Raw genomic sequence first — 17,250 nt, forward strand, 5'->3', positions numbered from 1 at the left:
CTACTCATTCGGCGGATCCGTCTTATCGTACGTGTATTCGATCTCGAGCACGCTCTCGTCAAAATCCTGCTGATGGCCGTGAACATTTGCCTCGGGCAACAGCGTTCTCACCTCAAATATCGAGATCACCGGCACAAATCGGACGAACAGGTAGATCAAGGTAAAGAAGAACCCGAGTGTGCCCACGAACATCGAAATATCAAAGATCGTCGGGCTGTACATCGCCCATGACGACGGCAGAAAGTCCCGGTGCAGGCTCGTCACGATGATCACGAACCGCTCAAGCCACATGCCGATGCTGACGATCACCGAGACCACGAAGAGCCAAAACTCGCTCTCGCGGAACCGCTTGAACCAGAGAAGCTGCGGCGACAGGCCGTTGCAAACGATCAGCATCCAGTAAAAGAGCCAGTAGGGCCCCTCCCAGATGCGGTTCTTCACCATGAACCATTCATACTGCGAGCCGCTGTACCATCCGAAGTAAAACTCCATTATGTAGGAGTAAAAGACTATAAGCCCCGTCGCCAGCATCACCTTGCCGCAATAGACAAGGTGCTGGTGGGTGATAAAGTCCTTCATCCGATACAGATGACGCAGCGGAATGGCCAGGATCAGTACCATCGCGAAACCGGCATAGATCGCACCCGCAACAAAGTACGGCGGGAAGAATGTGGCATGCCAGCCCGGTATCTGCGACACCGAGAAGTCCAGGGACACGATCGAGTGGACCGAAAGGACGAGCGGCGTCGAAAGGCCGGCGAGTATCAGGTATGCCAACTCATAACGGTGCCAGTGTCGCGCGCTGCCGCGCCAGCCCCAGCACAAGATCGAGTAAACGAACTTGAAGTACTTATTCTTTGCCCTGTCGCGCAGCGTAGCAAGATCGGGGATCAGTCCGACATACCAGAACAGCAGCGAGACCGTGGCGTAGGTCGAGACCGCGAAGACGTCCCATATCAGCGGTGAGCGAAACTGCGGCCACAGGCCCATCGTGTTCGGATACGGGAACAGCCAATAGGCTGCCAGCCACGGGCGGCCCGTATGGAAAACCGGATAGATCGCCGCGCACGCCACGGCGAATAGCGTCATCGCCTCGGCAAAGCGGTTGATCGACGTTCGCCACTTCTGGTTGAGCAGCAGCAGGATCGCGGAGATCAGTGTTCCGGCGTGCCCGATACCGATCCACCAGACAAAGTTGATGATCGGGAAGGCCCAGCCGACAGGCTGGTTAGTGCCCCATATGCCAATGCCCTTGGCAAGAAGCCAGATCGTCGTGAACAGCAGGAGCTGCGCGACCATGAACGCGATCGCAAACCCGATGAACCAGTGGAACGGCGTGCGCTTCTTGAGCGTGACGTCGCTGATCTTGTCCGTGACGGACGCGTAGGTGTGGTCGCCTTCGACCATCGCCGGGTGGAGTTTTTGCTGGAGTTCCTTATCTGCCGCCATTTAGTGCGCGTCTCCTCCCGTCGATTTGGCTGCCGGGGCCGCATGGTCGTCCTTTTTCGGCGCCTTATAGTCCGGCATTTCCTTATTCTGATTCTTTAGCCCCGCAAGATAGGTGGTCCGCGGCTGCGTATTCAGTTCGTTCAGAAGCTTGTAATTTCGATGGTCCGATTTCGTCTTGGCGACCTTGCTGTCCTTGTCGTGCATGTCTCCAAAGGTGATGGCGTCCGTCGGGCACACCGACTGGCAGGCCGTGACCACCTCGCCGTCGCGGACCGGACGGCCGTCCTTTTCGGCCTCGATGCGGGCGGCTGCGATACGCTGCGTGCAATAATTGCACTTCTCCATCACACCGCGACTGCGGACAGTGACCTCAGGGTTTCGCATCAGCTTATACTGCGGCGTGTCCCAATCCTGATATAGGAGGAAATTGAACCTACGGACCTTGTAAGGGCAGTTATTCGAGCAATAACGCGTTCCGACACAGCGGTTATACACCATGTCGTTGAGCCCCTCGGCACTGTGAACGGTCGCGTGGACAGGGCATACCACTTCGCACGGGGCCTGTTCACATTGCTGGCACAGCACGGGCTGGAAATTTGGCCCCTCGGCGTGTTCCATATCGCCGCCGTAGTAGGCGTCGATGCGCATCCAGTGCATTTCGCGGCTGCGGTCAACCTGTTCCTTACCGACAACGGGAATGTTGTTCTCGCTCTGACAGGCCAGGACGCACGCATTACAGCCAACGCACGAATTGAGGTCGATCGTCATTCCCCATTTGTGGTTCTTGGCGTAGGTTTCCTGATGCTGCTCGGTCGGATACATCGACATCGGGTACTCATCGTGCTGGTGGCCCATGGCCGGGTTCTTTTCAAACTCTTCCAGGTCCCACACACGGAGCAGATCGCGGCCTTCCATATTGAAATGGATCTGGGTTGACGCGATCGACGTCGTCTCGCCGCGTTTGGCAACCTCACCAAAGCCGTGATCCATTGCGTCCGAGCGCCTTACGTCAAATGCGTTATAGCCAAGGCCCGTCCCGACACGCCCGGCCCGCGTCCGGCCGTAGCCCATAAAGATCGTCACGACATCATCGGGCTGGCCGGGCGAGATCCACATCGGCACGCCTGCCTTGACCTCACCGCCCTGGTATTTGATCGTCACGAGGTCCGAGAACTGATTACCGCCGTATGTATTAATAAAGCTGGTGCCCTGCTCGCCGCCAACCATTTCGCGGGGATCATTCCCCGGATTGACACCGAGTTTCTTTGCCGTTCGAGGGCTCACGAGGGCGACGTTCGCCCAGGTTATCTTATTGAGCGGATTCGGAAGCTCCTGCAGCCAGCCGCTATTGGCAAATCGGCCGTCATAAACGCTCGGATCCGGCAGTATCGAGATCTCGATCGAACCGCTCGACGCAGGCTTGGTCTCCGACTGGCCGAGAAATGCGGCATTAACGGTTACGGTCTTTGCCGTCGCGGCCGTGTTTGGAATAAAACCGTCGTGAACGGCCTTTCGCCAGTTGTCTTCAAAGCCTCGCGGCGCCGCACCGGCAGCAGGTGCGGCCGGCGACGCCTTTGGCGTTTCCTTTACGGGCTCAGTTTTCGTTTCTGTGTTACTTGCTGTAGGAGCGGCTTTTGGCTCGGCCTTTGCGGCGACGACGGGCGTTATGTTTGCCGTCTGCCAGTATGCCTTCACGATATCGATGTCCTTCTTGTCGTAGTTCTCCTTAAAGAACAACTGCACGACCTCATGGACACTCTTGCTGTCATACAGCGGAGCGATCAGCGGCTGGACGATCGAGACCGTTCCGTCGTAAGCACGTGCATCGCTCCAGCCCTCAAAGTAGTGCTTCTCGGCGACATGCCAGTGACACTGCTCCGCCGTCTCATCAAAATAGAGTCCAAGATGGACGCGCATCGGCACTTTATCGAGCCGAGCACGGTCGAGCCGAAGGTCAGACGGTGTATTGTAGACCGGATTTCCGCCAAGCATTACGAGCATCCTGACCTTGCCGCCATCGATGTCGGCAACAAGCTCGCGAAGCTGTTCGACCTGCGTCTTCTCCGTGCCCGGCGAAAATGGATCGGCGTAAACGACTGTCTCACCTACGTTCCCGAGCGTCGCGTTGATCGCATGGGCCAATGCGTGGACGATCGGCGGAGCATTATCGCCGGCCACGACGAGCGACTTGCCCTTGTGCTCGACGAGGTCCTTGGCAACACCGGCTATCCACTGAGCATTCTCCGCGTATGTCGAATTAGCACCGGCAACACCGGCGGCCTTAGCGATCGCCTTGGCAACGTCGCTCAACTGGCTCGGCTTTACCGCAAGCCGATGATCGGCCTTTGCTCCGGTCAGCGTTATCGTCGTTTCGACACAATAAAGACGGTTGATGTCCTTGTGCTCTTCCGAGAAGTGCTTGCCCTTGGCGTAATCCTTGATGTAACCGACATTAAAGCCCGAAAAGAGATCGTGATCGAGCGACAAGATCCGCTCGGCCTTGTCAAACTTGTAGATCGTCTGCACCGCCGAGCCAAACGCCATCCGCGCTCCGGCCATGGCGTTGTCTTGATTTACCGGCTCGTACTGCACCCATTTAGCATTCGGCAGTTCTGCCTTTAGCTTTGTGAACTGGTCGATCAGCGTCGGCGACGTAACCGTTTCGGTAAGGAACCTGATGCCGGCTCCGCCGTCGCCGCGGTTCTGTTCGATCGCGGTGCGGAGTTCGCCCATGAAGGCCTCCCACGTCTTTGAACTCCCGCGAAAGCTGATCTCCTGTGACCGGTCGGGATCATACATCCCCAAAACTGACGCCTGCGCATAGATATCCGTCGCGCCGCGGCTGCCGGGATGGTCGGGATTGCCCTCGACCTTGATCGGACGACCCTCAAACGATTTTGCAAGCAGTCCCGTGGCGACGCCGCCGAGCGACATTGCGGTCGCAAAGAAGTTGGGCACGCCCGGCAGCATGCCATCGGGCGACTGGACATAGGGAACGATCTTCTCAGCCGGCTGGATGACGCAGCCCGTAAGCCCCGCAAAGGCCAGCGACGCGCCCATCACCTTTACAAAATTGCGGCGGCTTAGCGAGTTGTCCCATTCCTCGATCTCGTGGGGATACTCGCGTGCGACGAATTCCTCAAACTCCGGCGCGTCAACAAATTCCTCGACACTGCGCCAGTATTCCTTGCCGTTCTGTGACAATATCTTGTCACGAAGCAAGGCAAAATTCTGTTTGCTCTCAGGGCTGGGCATAAAAGTCAATTCAAAACAAAAATTCAAAATTCAAAACAAAATACACTACGCACTCAGCATTGCCGCCACGTTCTGCATTTTGAATTTTGCATTCCGAATTTTGCATTCTTGTCCTTACCTGTGGCAGGTCGAGCAGCTTGTCATCATCTCTCTGCTCCTTATCTTATAGTCTGCCTTTAGCTGTTTTCGTTCGGTTTCGTCCGCATCGCCATCCTGCCATTGCATGTTATAGATCTCGCTCTTCGGCCGAATGAACTTTTCAGGCTCGCGATGACAGGCCAGGCACCATTCCATCAGCAGTGTATTCTCCTGAAATACCGCCGGCATATTGTCGATCTGGCCGTGACACGTCGAGCAGCCGACACCCTTCGCTACGTGGATGCTGTGATTGAAATAGGTATATTCCGGAAGGTCGTGGACGCGTTCCCATTCGATGGGTTTATTGTCGCGGAAACTGGCCTTCACGGGTTCCAGATACGGACTGTCCGCCCACAACTGGCTGTGGCAATTCATGCAGGTCTGCGTCGAAGGCATTCCCGCCGACGCGGTCGTCTCTACTGTCTGGTGGCAATAGCGGCAATCGATACCGTCGTCTCCGACGTGATGCTTATGACTGAACTGGACCGGCTGCTGCTTCTCGACATAGCGGCCGGTTAGGTACGACGAGCGGGCGATCTGCGTATAGGCAAAAAAGGCCGTGCCGGCCGCCACGACCGCGGCAACGATGCTGATCCGGGCAATGTTATTCGCGCTCTTTCTGAAAAACTGTGCCATACCGGTTCAAGATGCGCACGGACAAACTCTTACAACCGGGCTCCTCCGCATCCCGCGTTATCAGGACCTTGGCTGACGGCCCACACCAATTGTTAAGAATTCGTAACCGTAAAACAGTATGATTCTACTAAAAGTCCTAAGATCCGCAAATCGCTCAAATCCTAAAATAAGAAACCGTCCTCAACGATGCAAGGCCCCACAGATTAGCCAAAGTTATAAGCCGGATTAATCCTGCTAAAATTACGTCGACTGCCGGCTCAGGTAGGCGGCACCAATTGCCGCGGCCGATGGACCGAGTTCGCCCTCGACGATACTTGTCGAGTCGAATGCAGGAGCAAACGAGAATTCCTTTGCCCGTTCGATGATCGCATCCAGCACTATATGCTTGGCCTCCATTATGGCGCCGCCGATGACGATCTTCTCGATATTGAGCAGATTGATAACGCTCGCTATCGCCGAACCGACATATACTCCGGTCCGGCCCAACATCATCTGTGCAAAATCGTCTTCCTTCGCAGCCGCAGCGATGATGTCACCCAGCCTGATGCCCTCTTCACCGAGCTTATTGAGCGATGACGTGCTGTCCTGGTGAAAGCGGCTTCGCGTCCGCCTCAGGATGCTCGCGGCCGATGCGACCTCCTCGAGGCGCATCCCCTCGGAATTGATCGTCACATACCCAAACTCACCGGCGTAGCCTGAGGCCCCTCGCCAGATCTCACCATTGAAAATGAACGCGCCGCCCACGCCCTCGCCGAGCGTCGCATAGAAAAGGTTGCGACTTCCGCGCCCTGCGCCGGAGCGATATTCGCCATACGCGGCGGCGTTGGCGTCGTTCTCAACAAAGACATCGACACCGATCGCTGAACTCACCTCACGGCCAAGATCGATATTCGAGTGCTCCGGAATATTTGCCGAATACGCAACGCGGCCGCTCGCTCGATCAACGAGGCCTGGCACGGCGATACCCACGCCGGCAAATGCTCCGTGCCGCGTCGTCATTCCCGTGGCGAGGTCCACGACCTGCGAAACGACATTGGCCGCGTCCGTGATCGCAGTCGAATGCGTCTCGATCACCGATTCGCTTTTACCTACTACCGCCGCGTTTAGCGTCGTTGACGTTATCTCGATGCCCAATCGGCCATTAGCGGCACCTGAAGGCTCAGACATAGTTCTCTGGTATTCCTGCCCGAAACTTACCGCGATTTTAGTCAGTGGCAACGACACTGTCAAACACGCCATCCGACCTCTGAAGCCGTGAAAGTGCTTTGACGCGACGCGTGCTTAAGGGCTAATCTCATTATGCACTGATCGCGAAAGGCTGTCCGGCACACGAATAGGCCGAGCGTTATGGAACAACAGTTTTACGAACTCGTTGCCGAATGGGGCCTCTTCGCCGTCTTTGCCTTGTGTACGGTCGAGGGCGACATGACGCTCCTGCTTTCGGGGATTCTCGCTCACAGCGGTTTCTTTGGGCCTTACAGTTATTTTAAGGTGATTTTTTTCGGAACGCTTGGCGGCATCGTTGGCGACTGCATCGGCTACGGGGTCGGCCGCATCTTTCACGAACAGGCAAAGGACTATCGCTTCTACCAGGTCGCCCAGCCGCGTATCGAGAAGCTGATCGAGAAGTTTGGCAGCTCGGCCATCATCATCTCGAAATACATCTACGGCATCCGCGTCGCAATGTGCGTTTTTTACGGCGTCGGCCGGATGACCTTCGGACGGTTTCTCGGCTTGAGTGCCCTGAGCTGTTTCCTGTGGGTCCTGCTGCTCTCAAGCGTCGGATACTTCTTCAGCGGAGCCATCACGTCTCTGATCGGTGATTACCAGCGTATCGGGATCGCTCTGTTCATCATCGTGATGATCGGGATAATCGTCTTCTATGTGCTCGAACGCTACTGGCTCAGCGAACGCGTCGAGGCCGCGATGCCTGAGACGATCCAGAAGATCGAAGAAAAACTGCTCGCCGTGGAAGAGGTCGCGCAGGAGAAACTTCACGACCTGGGCGAACGTCTCCACCTCACCCGCGAGCCGAGCCGCGACGGGGTGGAAACAAAGACCGCCGTCGAAACACACGAAAACAAATCCTGACTCTTTACTTGTCGCCGTTTACTGTTTACTGTTCACTGATAAATGATCATTGAGACCTCTGCCCCAACCCGTGTTGACCTCGCCGGCGGCACGATCGATATTCCGCCGCTTTTCTTGTTTCACGAGGGTGCGGCGACGGTAAATTTCGCGCTCTCGATCCGTGCTCACTGCCGTATCGAAACCCGCGACGATCGATCCATCATCCTCGAATCGATCGACCAGAATGCTACGGTCGAGACGACGCTCGACGACATCGCATCGCTCAAGGACGAGCCGCAGCTCGAATTGCTCTCAAAGCTTGTCTATTTCTTCCGCCCCGAAACCGGTTTTCACATGACAACCCGCTCCGAAGCTCCCGCCGGCGCGGGCCTTGCGGGGTCCTCGACACTCAACATCGCCTGCATCGCGGCCCTCAATAAGCTCGTCGGCGACCGCTACGCGTCCGAGCGATTCATTCCCATCGCCGCGGCCGTCGAGTGTCAGGTCATACGCGTGCCCACGGGCTATCAGGATTACTACTCGGCCCAATACGGCGGCACGGCATGCATCCATTTCGGCCCGGCGGGCATGGACCGCGAACCGCTCGACATCGATACCAAGACACTCGAATCGCGCATAGTCGTGTGCTACACGGGCGAGCCACGCAACTCGGGCATCAACAACTGGGACGTCACCAAACGCCACATAGACGGCGACCGCGAGATATTCGAGATATTCGACGGCATTCGCGATTCCGCCGTCGCGATGCGAATCGCGCTCCTCAACAGCGATTGGGACGCCGTCGGCGAGATACTTGCAGCAGGCCATCCGGCACGCCGACGCCTGTCGCCAAACATCACGACGCCCCAAATGGACCACCTGATCGACACTGCGCTCGCGAACGGCGCCATCGCACCCAAAGTCTTGGGCGCCGGCGGCGGCGGGTGCATCGCCTTCTACTGCCACGAAGGCCGACGCCCCGACGTCGAAAACGCTCTCTCGGCTCAGCCGGGAGCGCGTGTCCTTGCCTGGCATCTCGACCCAAACGGCCTAACGCTCAAGATCTCGTAGCCGCCCATTTGTCTCTGTGTCAAGCACCCTGCCATGCCCAATAGTAATACATTTGCCTATCGACTTACTTTTTGACGGTGTGATACTCTTTGTCTATGGCATTACCAATGGAGACAACAGCTACAACTAAAGGCCAAGTCGTCATTCCGTCCGCCGTCCGTAAAAAGCTTGGCATCACCGCGGGCACGCGTATCCAGGTCGAGCTCGACGAAGCAAACGCGCAGATCATTCTCACGCCCGTCACGCGAGATTACATCGAACGGATGGCCGGGATGTTTCGCGGCACCCCCCTCCTGCAAGATCTGATGCGTGAGCGAAAGCTCGACAGGGAACGCGAAGAGCGCAAGATCAAACGAACCGGGCGTAAATGACAATGCAGCCCAGGATAGTTTTCGATTCGTGGCCGCTGATCGCTTACCTGCAAGGCGAAGCGGCAACTCAACGTGTCATCGACATACTGAGTGCGGCCCACGCTCAGGGCTCGTCACTCGCCATCTCTACCGTGAATGCCGGAGAAGTCTGGTACATCATTGCCCTGCGTAATGGCGCCGAGAATGCCGACCGCGCGATCGCCGTCATTCGCAACCTGGGGATCGATATCTTTGATGCCGATTGGGCCATGGCAAAGATCGCCGCCCGCTACAAGACCGGCGGCGGCATCTCCTACGCCGACTGCTTCGCCGCCGCCCTCGCCAAACAAACCGACGCCACCCTCATCACCGGTGATCGCGAGTTTAAAAAAGTCGAATCCGAGATCGATATCGAATGGCTCTGATCTCGCACATTCTTGTTGACAAGTCATTCGTTGACTCCGATAATATTACAAGCCAGTAATATTCACATGACCGGCCAACAACTACATCAACACCGCAAACGCTCCGGCCTCACCCAAAAACAGGCCGCCCGCTATCTCCGCGTCTCGCAGCCCTACCTTTCCCTGCTCGAAAACGGCGACCGACCGCTCACACCCGTGCTCAAACGACGCGCCGTAAAAACTTTCAACCTCTCCGTCACCGAACTCCCGTCCCTCGCCGCCCAATACAAGGTCGCCCCCGTCACCGACGACCAACTAACCACGGACCTCGCTACCCTCGGCTACCCGGGCTTTGCGTATTTGAAGCCTTCACGCCAGAAGAACCCAACCGACGTTCTGCTCTCCGGCCTGAATTCCGACAAACGCGCCGCCCGCCTTGTCGAAGCCCTGCCCTGGCTCCTCTTCAGTTTCCCCGACCTCGATTGGAACGCGCTCGTAATGACCGCCAAAGCCCACGATCTGCAAAACCGGCTCGGATTTGTGACCAACGTCGCCAAACGAATGGCCAAAAGGTATGGGAAAGCGGCTGCTGCAGAAAAGCTCGCAACGGTCGAGGACAAACTGGCGGCCTCAAAGCTGGAAAAGAAAGCTACGCTATGTAACGAAACAATGACCCAAGCCGAACGAAACTGGCTCGCTCAAAACAGCACAAAAGAAGCCAAACACTGGCACCTACTCACCGACCTTTCGCCCGATCACCTTGACCACTATGCCGACAATTAGACTCGTTTCATTGTCGCAACACGACCGACTAGTGTATGATGAGTCGACAGCAATCCCTCAACGCGAGGCTCAACACAACCATGAACTTTCGACTTGGTGAACTCTTTTGCGGCCCGGGTGGAATCGGGCTCGCAGCGAAATCGGCAAAGCTCAACTTGAACGGAGCGGAATTCTCGATTGGGCACGCTTGGGCCACAGATTACGATAGGGACACTTGCGATACGTTCCGCCAAAACATATGCCCTGACAATCCGGACAGCGTTGTGTGCGCTGATATACGCAGATTGCCCTTTTCGAGACTAGAAAATATCTCCGCAATCGACGGGTTAGCATTTGGTTTTCCATGTAACGATTTTAGTGTGGTAGGTGAGCAGAAGGGGATTGACGGAGTTTTTGGACCGCTGTATGAATACGGAGTCACGGCTCTTCACCGGTTTTCGCCGCAGTGGTTTCTCGCGGAAAACGTTGGCGGCCTCCGAAATTCGAATGACGGTCAGGCCCTTGTGAAAATTCTTCAAGAACTTGTAGGAGCTGGTTATGATGTTGTTCCACACCTATATAAATTCGAAAAGTACGGCGTTCCGCAGGCTCGACATAGAATCATTATCGTCGGCATAAAACGCGAGCTAGGCCTGAAGTTTCGAGTCCCGTCTCCGGAACCGTATGCTGAGATAGATGTTACCGCTAGAACCGCACTTACGGTGCCGCCAATCCCTGACAATGCACCAAACCACGAACTAACCAACCAATCTCAATCCGTGATCGACCGGCTAAAGCACATTAAGCCTGGCGAAAACGCTTTTACGGCAGATTTGCCTGCTAGTTTGCGTCTCAACGTGAAGTCTGCATCAATTAGCGTGATTTATAAGCGACTCGACCCGAACAAGCCATCTTATACGGTTACTGGAAGCGGCGGAGGCGGCACTTATGTTTACCACTGGGAGGAAAACAGAGCCCTTACAAACCGTGAACGAGCAAGGCTTCAGACATTCCCGGATACCTACGTCTTTCACGGCTCGAAACAGAGTGTTAGAAAGCAGATCGGAATGGCCGTGCCACCGAGAGGCTTGCAAATAATTTTTGAATCAATCCTGAAGACATTCGCCGGGGTGAAGTATGCGGCAATCGAAAATAACATAGCCTTACCAGTGCGTCTTGAGAGCCTCGCGGCATGATTATCGACAAGGACACAATTTTTCACGATGTCCTGATGAAGCCTATTCTTGACGGAGGTGATCGGCTTTGCATCCTGTCAGCGTACGCCACTTCAGCGATGGCGTTCCGGCACCTTGAAACCATCAGGGAATGGAAGCGGCCGCTTCTGCTCGACCTCGTCATCGGCATGACGCCGTTTGATGGAATATCTCTCACAAACCACAGGGGATTTCAGAAACTTGTTACCGATGACTTTGCCGGAACATTTCAGTGTAGCTACGTACATCGTCCGCCTAGCATTCATTCTAAGCTCTATATCTGGCTGAGAGAAGGGGAACCATTTAGGGCCTTTGCCGGCTCTGCGAATTATACTCAGCAGGCTTTTGGGCAACAACGTGAACTCGTGGTTTCGTGTGATCCCGTTGACAGCTTCGACTATTTTGACAGCATTGTTCCGGAAACAATCTATTGTGATCACAATGATGCCGAACATCTTGTGCAGGTCTATAATGATAAAGAAATACTCAGGCGACAAGAGATGGCCAAAGCCTCAGAAGAAGCGGAACTGCAGCAGACGTTGGTAGGGCTTGAAGAACTCGCGGGCCTACCGAGGCGTTGCGTTTCATTTTTGGCTAATGACGGAGAATTACCGCAAACTTCGGGGCTGAATTGGGGCCAACGTGAGGGGCGAGAGCCTAATCAGGCTTACATTAAGCTTCCAGCTAGTATCTATCATGGAGATTTCTTCCCTCCAGTCGCAGTCCACTTTACGGTACTAACCGATGATAGAAAAGTAATGATTTGCACGAGGGCGCAACAGAACGGGAAGGCTATCCACACGCCACACAATAACAGCGAAATCGGCGTGTATTTTCGCAGGCGACTTGGCGTCCCGCTCGATGATGCCGTCACAAGGCAAGATCTTGAAAACTATGGCCGTTCCGATGTCTGTTTCTACAAGATCGACGACGAGACTTACTTCATGGATTTCCGTAACGCTGTCTGATATATGGCCGACAACCTGACCGTGGAGCAGCGACGCAAGAACATGACCCTCATTCGGAGTCGTGATACGAAGCCCGAAATGTTGGTTCGCTCTTTATTACACAGCCGTGGATATCGATTCAGACTGCATCATCCCAATATGCCGGGAAAGCCCGACATTGTGCTTCCACGGTACAGAAAGATCATACTTGTGAACGGATGCTTTTGGCATGGTCATAATTGCAAGCGCGGACGGGTGAGCCCCAAGACGAATGCCTCATACTGGAGCGAAAAGATCGCCCGAAATAGGACCAGAGATCGCGCTAATCGAATTAGATATACTGAACACGGATGGCAAACGATGATTGTCTGGGAATGTCAAATTAAGGATATTGAGAGACTTGCTGCGCGGCTCCTAGCGTTCCTTTCTAAATAAGAATACCCGGGTTTATGCGAAAAGGACTGAGTATTGATGTGGCCGCAGAAATGGCAGGGCTTCCGCCTAAATATCTCGAAAATTATATAAAGGTAGGTCGTGAATTAGAAAAGGAACCGTACAAAGGAATCCGAGAAGATCGATTTGAAGAGTGGCTAAAGCAACATCGCTTCGCCTCCGTTAGCCTCAACAGAAACGACTACATTCAATGCCTAGAGTTTGCTATTGAGAGCTTTTATGCGTACTCCTCGAGCTCGAACTTCGGGACCGCCACGCAACGGGATGCAGGAAAGTTCGTGACGGACTTTGTAATCGGGAAGCTCGGCGAGATCGCATTACAGCGATTTCTCCTCCGTGAATTCGATACCGAGATATCGTTGGATTTTGCGATGCGATCCGCTGTCGTCGGCCAGGATATTGTTGAGATAGCCCCACCGCGAAAGGGTGGCCGCGTTTTCAACCCAATTCGCCAACGGGTCGCCATAAAGACGTCGAAATTGAAGAACGTGTGGCTCATCGTACCCGAGAAAGAAGTTACCGATGCAACTAGAACATCGGATATCTATGTTTTTTCGCGGGTTGATTTGTATTTTGACCATTTGATCCGGTTCCTGCGTGATCACAAATCGTTAAAATCGCTTAGATCTAAAATTCCTCAGTTCGCGGAGATGAAAGCAGAAGTGTGCGGGTTCGTCGAGAAATCTCGGCTCTTACGCACAAAACTAGAGACCGAACTTCCCGGCCAAAAAACGACGATCCAACCGAGCTACATCGTCCGAACCGGTGCCCTTCCGAAGACGCGGGCTGATTGGGCCGCTCTTTTGTCGACCCTGTAGGACAATTCCGATAACTCTCAAGAATAAGCGGCTAGCTTCGCACGGCGGTGTTTTGCCACGCGAGCGTTATCGCTTCGCCAGCAGCTTCGGCGTCGGCGTGCGCTAGGATTATTTTGGTCGCTCCGCCTTCGCCCCATTTGCCTGGGGCGGGCTCGAAGGTTTTTGGGTGCTGGCGGATGAGGTCGGATTGTTGGTCGGGGGTGAGTTTGGCCATTCCCCAGGTCAGGTCGGGGCCGAGGGTGGCGAAGATCTTGCCGGCCACGCGAAAGTCCGGATGGCCCATATGCGATCCCTCGACCGCGCCCTCAAAGCTCAAAGCCAATTCCCTAAATTCCTCAGCGGTCATAGCACCTCCTGTCCCTGACGGGGACACCTATAATAGCGTAGGGTGCAACCCTACGGAAACAGCAGCAAGCCTCACGCTCCCTGTAAGGGAACAATATCGACGCGTCGGATTCGTCCCATACAGGGACGGATCGTTCGCGCATCGCCAACGTAGGGTTGCACCCTACGCTATTGAAGTTGTCACCTGCGGCGACAGATCGGAAGGTACGGCCGCCGGCGGCTGCGACTGCTCTCGCTTCCGCCGCCCATTCACCTTCCACGACCGCTCCGATATCTTTGCAGTGCGCAGATCGAGGACCAACACGCCGTCCTGGTCGATCTCGGGGTCCTGGAATCGAATGGTATCGGGCAGGCGGATGGCGTATTCGTTGATGAGGCGGTTGGCGAATATCGCGCGGCCGCCATTCGAATTGACGGCGCACGGTCGATAGGCGTTGCGGGCCGCGAGGTGCGTCGCCTTGAGGCCGATCACGTTGTTCACCGCGTCAAACAGTATCAGGAACGCCGCCGGAGCCCCCACACGGTGATACGTCACCCGCGACATCGATATCCGCCCCTTCGGATTCATCGTCACATAGAGCCCCGCCCACGCCGCCGCCGTATCGTCCTTCGGCAGCTCTTTCCAGTTTCTTTTCATGATAAATGCACGTTAGCACAGATTTGCGTCTGTGTCAAGTATGCAATAGTGGGGTAGTGGTTCAGTTTGAAAAACCGCCTCTCCGCAAACTCTGCGTTTCATTCTCTGCGTTCTCTGCGTGGAAAAAACCTTTGCAAACATTCCACGCGGAGAGCGGAGAGAGTTTCGCAGAGATCGGAGAGGCGATCACAATTTCAAACTGAACCATTACCATAGCGGCTTCCGGCGATCAGCCTTCGGCCGTCGGCAGATCGCTCCGGCTCATATCTGGCGGCCGGAAGCTGATTGCCAGAATGATCGCCTTCATATCTATTATTATTACGGCAGCTTCGCGACCTTATTAGCGGCGTTATCAACCGGCGGTGACGGTGTCGATACACATATGCCAAATTCAGGGTTTTTTGCGCGACAAATGGCTTACGTGTCGATACAAAATCGCTATCAGCCGTCAGCAGTCAGCCGTCAGCGGAACAGAAATCGGTCTGCGGTTTAGGATGATAGCTGACAGCTCCGCATTCAGGCGGCAAGGCGGTCGATGGTGTTGGTCAGCGAGCGGAAGATGTCGCGGCCGTCGTTGGAGCCGAGGGCTTCTTCGCAGGCGCGTTCGGGGTGGGGCATCATGCCGAGGACGTTGCGGTCCTGATTGCAGATGCCCGCGATATTGCCGCGTGAGCCGTTGGGATTTGCGGCTTCGGTCACCTCGCCTTTGGCGTTGCAGTAGCGAAAGACGATCTGGCCATTTTCCTCAAGCGAGGTGTAGGTCGCGTCGTCGCAGGTGTAGTTGCCTTCGGCGTGGGCGATGGGAATTGAGAGAACGCGTTCGGGGCTGACGTTCTCGGTGAACGGCGTCTTCGCGTTCTCGAGTTTGAGATCGACGTGGCGGCAGATAAAGAGCGAACCGGCGTTTCTTCTGAGTGCACCGGGCAGCAGGCCCGCCTCGCAAAGTATTTGAAAGCCATTACAGATGCCGAACACGAACTTGCCTTCGGCGGCGAATTTCTTTACCGATTCCATCACCGGCGAAAACCGCGCCAACGCACCGGCCCGCAGGTAATCGCCATACGAGAACCCGCCCGGAATGATCACCGCGTCAAAGCAGCTCAGGTCCGTCTCCTTGTGCCAGATGAAATCCACCGGCTGGCCGACGTGTTTTGAAACGACGTGATACGCGTCGTGATCGCAATTCGAGCCGGGAAAAACTACTACGCCGAATTTCATAGCACGCAAACTTCGTCAAAACATGACCGAGATCACACCGCGCTCCCGGCCGAAACGGTTATTTTAAGCGAAGCAAAATAATTATGCCAAAGACGATAATCGAACCTTTCCGCATCAAATCTGTCGAACCGATCTTCATGTCAACTGAGGAAGAGCGTGTTCGCTATATAAAAGAGGCCCATTACAATCCGTTCCTGCTTCATTCGCGCCACGTGATAATCGATCTGCTCACCGACAGCGGAACGTCGGCGATGAGCAGCGAACAGTGGGCCGGCATCATGCGCGGCGACGAATCCTACGCCGGCGCGTCGAGTTGGGAACGCCTTGACAGCGAGATACACGAGCTGACCGGCTTTCGCTACGTCCTGCCGACGCATCAGGGCCGTGCGGCCGAACGCATCCTGTACTCGCAGATCGGCGGAAAGGGCCGTGTTTTCCTGAGCAACACGCACTTTGATACGACGCGGGCAAACATCGAATACAGCGGGGCCGCCGCGATCGACATACCCACGCGACTTGCGGCCGATCACGAGTCGGAATATCACTTTAAGGGCGACATCGACCTCGAACTGCTCGAACAGAAGATCGCGGAACACGGCGCTGAGAATATCGCCGCCGTGATCTTAACGGTCACAAACAACAGCGGCGGCGGCCAGCCCGTGAGCATGGAGAATGCCCGCCGCACATCCAAGATATGTCGGCAGCATAAGATCCTCTTTATCATCGACTGCTGCCGTATCGCGGAGAACGCCTGGTTCATTAACCAATACGAAGAAGGTTACGCAGGAAAAACCTATCGTGAGATCGCGCAGGAGATGTTCTCGCTCGCTGACGGCTGCATCATGAGCGCTAAGAAAGACGCGCTGGTGAATATGGGCGGCTTTCTCGCGTTGCGCGATGAGAAGCTCGCCGCCGCCTGCACCAATCTGCTCATCATCACCGAGGGTTTCGTCACCTACGGCGGCCTGTCAGGCCGAGATATGGAGGCAATGGCGCAGGGGCTGCGAGAAGTTTTTGAGCCCGATTATCTGAATTACCGCATCGTCAGCACGCGATACCTCGGCGAGCACCTGCGCGAAATGGGCATTCCCGTGCTGTATCCGATCGGCGGACATGCCGTATATGTCGATGCTGCACTTCTCTATCCGCATATCCCTGTGGACGAGTATCCGGGCCAGGTCCTGGTCTGTGAACTGTATAAGAAGGGCGGCATCCGCGCCGTCGAGATAGGCTCGGTAATGTTTGGCAAATACGACGGCGACGGCAAGCTGATTCCCGCCGCGTCAGAACTCGTCAGGCTCGCGATCCCTCGTAGGGTCTATACCCAAAGCCATATCGATTATGTTATCGAGGTATTCGAGGAGATAAAGGCGGAGGCCGGCTGCACAAAAGGCCTCAGGATCGTCAAGGAAACGCCATTCCTACGGCATTTCACCGCGCATTTCGATATCGCTGAGACATCGGCGACGAAGACGGCCTAGCC

The 17,250-nt window shown here is 55.4% G+C and carries 17 protein-coding genes; 10 read left to right on the plus strand and 7 right to left on the minus strand.

Going from position 1 to position 17,250, the window contains the following annotated elements; translation table 11 throughout:
- The 4 genes from nrfD to IPM59_14330 all read right to left on the minus strand — a co-directional run bounded on the left by nrfD (window position 1) and on the right by IPM59_14330 (window position 6,645).
- Window positions 1–1,449, minus strand: coding sequence for a polysulfide reductase NrfD (nrfD, locus tag IPM59_14315; protein ID MBK9216741.1), 1,449 nt, complete (start codon window positions 1,447–1,449; stop codon window positions 1–3).
- Complete coding sequence (locus tag IPM59_14320; GenBank protein MBK9216742.1) at window positions 1,450–4,704, minus strand: TAT-variant-translocated molybdopterin oxidoreductase; 3,255 nt, start codon at window positions 4,702–4,704, stop codon at window positions 1,450–1,452.
- A 114-nt stretch (window positions 4,705–4,818) separates the two neighbouring features.
- Window positions 4,819–5,478 carry a cytochrome c3 family protein gene (locus tag IPM59_14325; GenBank protein ID MBK9216743.1) on the minus strand — a complete coding sequence of 220 codons (660 nt, stop codon included), beginning with the start codon at window positions 5,476–5,478 and terminating at the stop codon, window positions 4,819–4,821.
- Between the two features lie 240 nt (window positions 5,479–5,718).
- Complete coding sequence (locus IPM59_14330) at window positions 5,719–6,645, minus strand: ROK family protein (protein ID MBK9216744.1); 927 nt, start codon at window positions 6,643–6,645, stop codon at window positions 5,719–5,721.
- A 180-nt stretch (window positions 6,646–6,825) separates the two neighbouring features.
- Here IPM59_14330 and IPM59_14335 point away from each other — a divergent pair, with 180 nt between their 5' ends.
- The 9 genes from IPM59_14335 (at window position 6,826) to IPM59_14375 (ending at window position 13,567) form a co-directional block, all read left to right on the plus strand.
- On the plus strand, window positions 6,826–7,569 hold the full coding sequence (locus tag IPM59_14335) for a DedA family protein (GenBank protein ID MBK9216745.1): 744 nt from the start codon (window positions 6,826–6,828) through the stop codon (window positions 7,567–7,569).
- A gap of 42 nt (window positions 7,570–7,611) precedes the next feature.
- Entirely contained in the window at window positions 7,612–8,619 is a 1,008-nt protein-coding gene (locus tag IPM59_14340) for a GHMP kinase (protein ID MBK9216746.1), read from the plus strand.
- A gap of 107 nt (window positions 8,620–8,726) precedes the next feature.
- Window positions 8,727–8,990: an AbrB/MazE/SpoVT family DNA-binding domain-containing protein gene (locus tag IPM59_14345; protein MBK9216747.1), complete on the plus strand. Its 264-nt coding sequence runs from the start codon at window positions 8,727–8,729 to the stop codon at window positions 8,988–8,990.
- A gap of 2 nt (window positions 8,991–8,992) precedes the next feature.
- Window positions 8,993–9,394 carry a type II toxin-antitoxin system VapC family toxin gene (locus tag IPM59_14350; GenBank protein MBK9216748.1) on the plus strand — a complete coding sequence of 134 codons (402 nt, stop codon included), beginning with the start codon at window positions 8,993–8,995 and terminating at the stop codon, window positions 9,392–9,394.
- 66 nt (window positions 9,395–9,460) lie between these two features.
- Window positions 9,461–10,156, plus strand: a complete 696-nt coding sequence (locus IPM59_14355; protein MBK9216749.1) for a helix-turn-helix transcriptional regulator — start codon at window positions 9,461–9,463, stop codon at window positions 10,154–10,156.
- An 80-nt stretch (window positions 10,157–10,236) separates the two neighbouring features.
- Complete coding sequence (locus IPM59_14360; GenBank protein MBK9216750.1) at window positions 10,237–11,331, plus strand: DNA cytosine methyltransferase; 1,095 nt, start codon at window positions 10,237–10,239, stop codon at window positions 11,329–11,331.
- Window positions 11,328–12,317: an NgoFVII family restriction endonuclease gene (locus IPM59_14365; protein MBK9216751.1), complete on the plus strand. Its 990-nt coding sequence runs from the start codon at window positions 11,328–11,330 to the stop codon at window positions 12,315–12,317. Before IPM59_14360 ends, IPM59_14365 begins: the two co-directional genes overlap by 4 nt.
- Window positions 12,318–12,320: 3 nt before the next feature.
- Entirely contained in the window at window positions 12,321–12,731 is a 411-nt protein-coding gene (gene vsr, locus IPM59_14370) for a DNA mismatch endonuclease Vsr (protein MBK9216752.1), read from the plus strand.
- A gap of 296 nt (window positions 12,732–13,027) precedes the next feature.
- Entirely contained in the window at window positions 13,028–13,567 is a 540-nt protein-coding gene (locus IPM59_14375) for a hypothetical protein (GenBank protein MBK9216753.1), read from the plus strand.
- A 31-nt stretch (window positions 13,568–13,598) separates the two neighbouring features.
- Here IPM59_14375 and IPM59_14380 read toward each other — a convergent pair whose 3' ends face one another.
- The 3 genes from IPM59_14380 to purQ form a co-directional block, all read right to left on the minus strand.
- The gene (locus IPM59_14380; protein ID MBK9216754.1) at window positions 13,599–13,913 is read right to left on the minus strand and encodes an MmcQ/YjbR family DNA-binding protein; all 315 of its coding nucleotides are present in this window, start codon (window positions 13,911–13,913) and stop codon (window positions 13,599–13,601) included.
- Window positions 13,914–14,075: 162 nt separating this feature from the next.
- Window positions 14,076–14,549 (minus strand): hypothetical protein, encoded by a 474-nt coding sequence (locus tag IPM59_14385; GenBank protein ID MBK9216755.1) that lies wholly within the window; start codon window positions 14,547–14,549, stop codon window positions 14,076–14,078.
- A 516-nt stretch (window positions 14,550–15,065) separates the two neighbouring features.
- On the minus strand, window positions 15,066–15,767 hold the full coding sequence (gene purQ / locus IPM59_14390) for a phosphoribosylformylglycinamidine synthase subunit PurQ (protein ID MBK9216756.1): 702 nt from the start codon (window positions 15,765–15,767) through the stop codon (window positions 15,066–15,068).
- 83 nt (window positions 15,768–15,850) lie between these two features.
- Here purQ and IPM59_14395 point away from each other — a divergent pair, with 83 nt between their 5' ends.
- Entirely contained in the window at window positions 15,851–17,248 is a 1,398-nt protein-coding gene (locus IPM59_14395; protein MBK9216757.1) for a tryptophanase, read from the plus strand.
- Window positions 17,249–17,250: the final 2 nt, after the last annotated feature.

The organism is Chloracidobacterium sp., assembly GCA_016715795.1.
In the GTDB taxonomy this organism is placed as follows: domain Bacteria; phylum Acidobacteriota; class Blastocatellia; order Pyrinomonadales; family Pyrinomonadaceae; genus OLB17.

What these genes read in the sequence shown, in the direction of transcription:
- nrfD (MBK9216741.1), bottom strand. Translation starts at nt 1,449, where the DNA reads ATGGCGGCAGATAAGGAACTCCAGCAAAAACTCCACCCGGCGATGGTC.
- IPM59_14320 (MBK9216742.1), bottom strand. Translation starts at nt 4,704, where the DNA reads ATGCCCAGCCCTGAGAGCAAACAGAATTTTGCCTTGCTTCGTGACAAG.
- IPM59_14325 (MBK9216743.1), bottom strand. Translation starts at nt 5,478, where the DNA reads ATGGCACAGTTTTTCAGAAAGAGCGCGAATAACATTGCCCGGATCAGC.
- IPM59_14330 (MBK9216744.1), bottom strand. Translation starts at nt 6,645, where the DNA reads ATGTCTGAGCCTTCAGGTGCCGCTAATGGCCGATTGGGCATCGAGATA.
- IPM59_14335 (MBK9216745.1), top strand. Translation starts at nt 6,826, where the DNA reads ATGGAACAACAGTTTTACGAACTCGTTGCCGAATGGGGCCTCTTCGCC.
- IPM59_14340 (MBK9216746.1), top strand. Translation starts at nt 7,612, where the DNA reads ATGATCATTGAGACCTCTGCCCCAACCCGTGTTGACCTCGCCGGCGGC.
- IPM59_14345 (MBK9216747.1), top strand. Translation starts at nt 8,727, where the DNA reads ATGGAGACAACAGCTACAACTAAAGGCCAAGTCGTCATTCCGTCCGCC.
- IPM59_14350 (MBK9216748.1), top strand. Translation starts at nt 8,993, where the DNA reads ATGCAGCCCAGGATAGTTTTCGATTCGTGGCCGCTGATCGCTTACCTG.
- IPM59_14355 (MBK9216749.1), top strand. Translation starts at nt 9,461, where the DNA reads ATGACCGGCCAACAACTACATCAACACCGCAAACGCTCCGGCCTCACC.
- IPM59_14360 (MBK9216750.1), top strand. Translation starts at nt 10,237, where the DNA reads ATGAACTTTCGACTTGGTGAACTCTTTTGCGGCCCGGGTGGAATCGGG.
- IPM59_14365 (MBK9216751.1), top strand. Translation starts at nt 11,328, where the DNA reads ATGATTATCGACAAGGACACAATTTTTCACGATGTCCTGATGAAGCCT.
- vsr (MBK9216752.1), top strand. Translation starts at nt 12,321, where the DNA reads ATGGCCGACAACCTGACCGTGGAGCAGCGACGCAAGAACATGACCCTC.
- IPM59_14380 (MBK9216754.1), bottom strand. Translation starts at nt 13,913, where the DNA reads ATGACCGCTGAGGAATTTAGGGAATTGGCTTTGAGCTTTGAGGGCGCG.
- IPM59_14385 (MBK9216755.1), bottom strand. Translation starts at nt 14,549, where the DNA reads ATGAAAAGAAACTGGAAAGAGCTGCCGAAGGACGATACGGCGGCGGCG.
- purQ (MBK9216756.1), bottom strand. Translation starts at nt 15,767, where the DNA reads ATGAAATTCGGCGTAGTAGTTTTTCCCGGCTCGAATTGCGATCACGAC.
- IPM59_14395 (MBK9216757.1), top strand. Translation starts at nt 15,851, where the DNA reads ATGCCAAAGACGATAATCGAACCTTTCCGCATCAAATCTGTCGAACCG.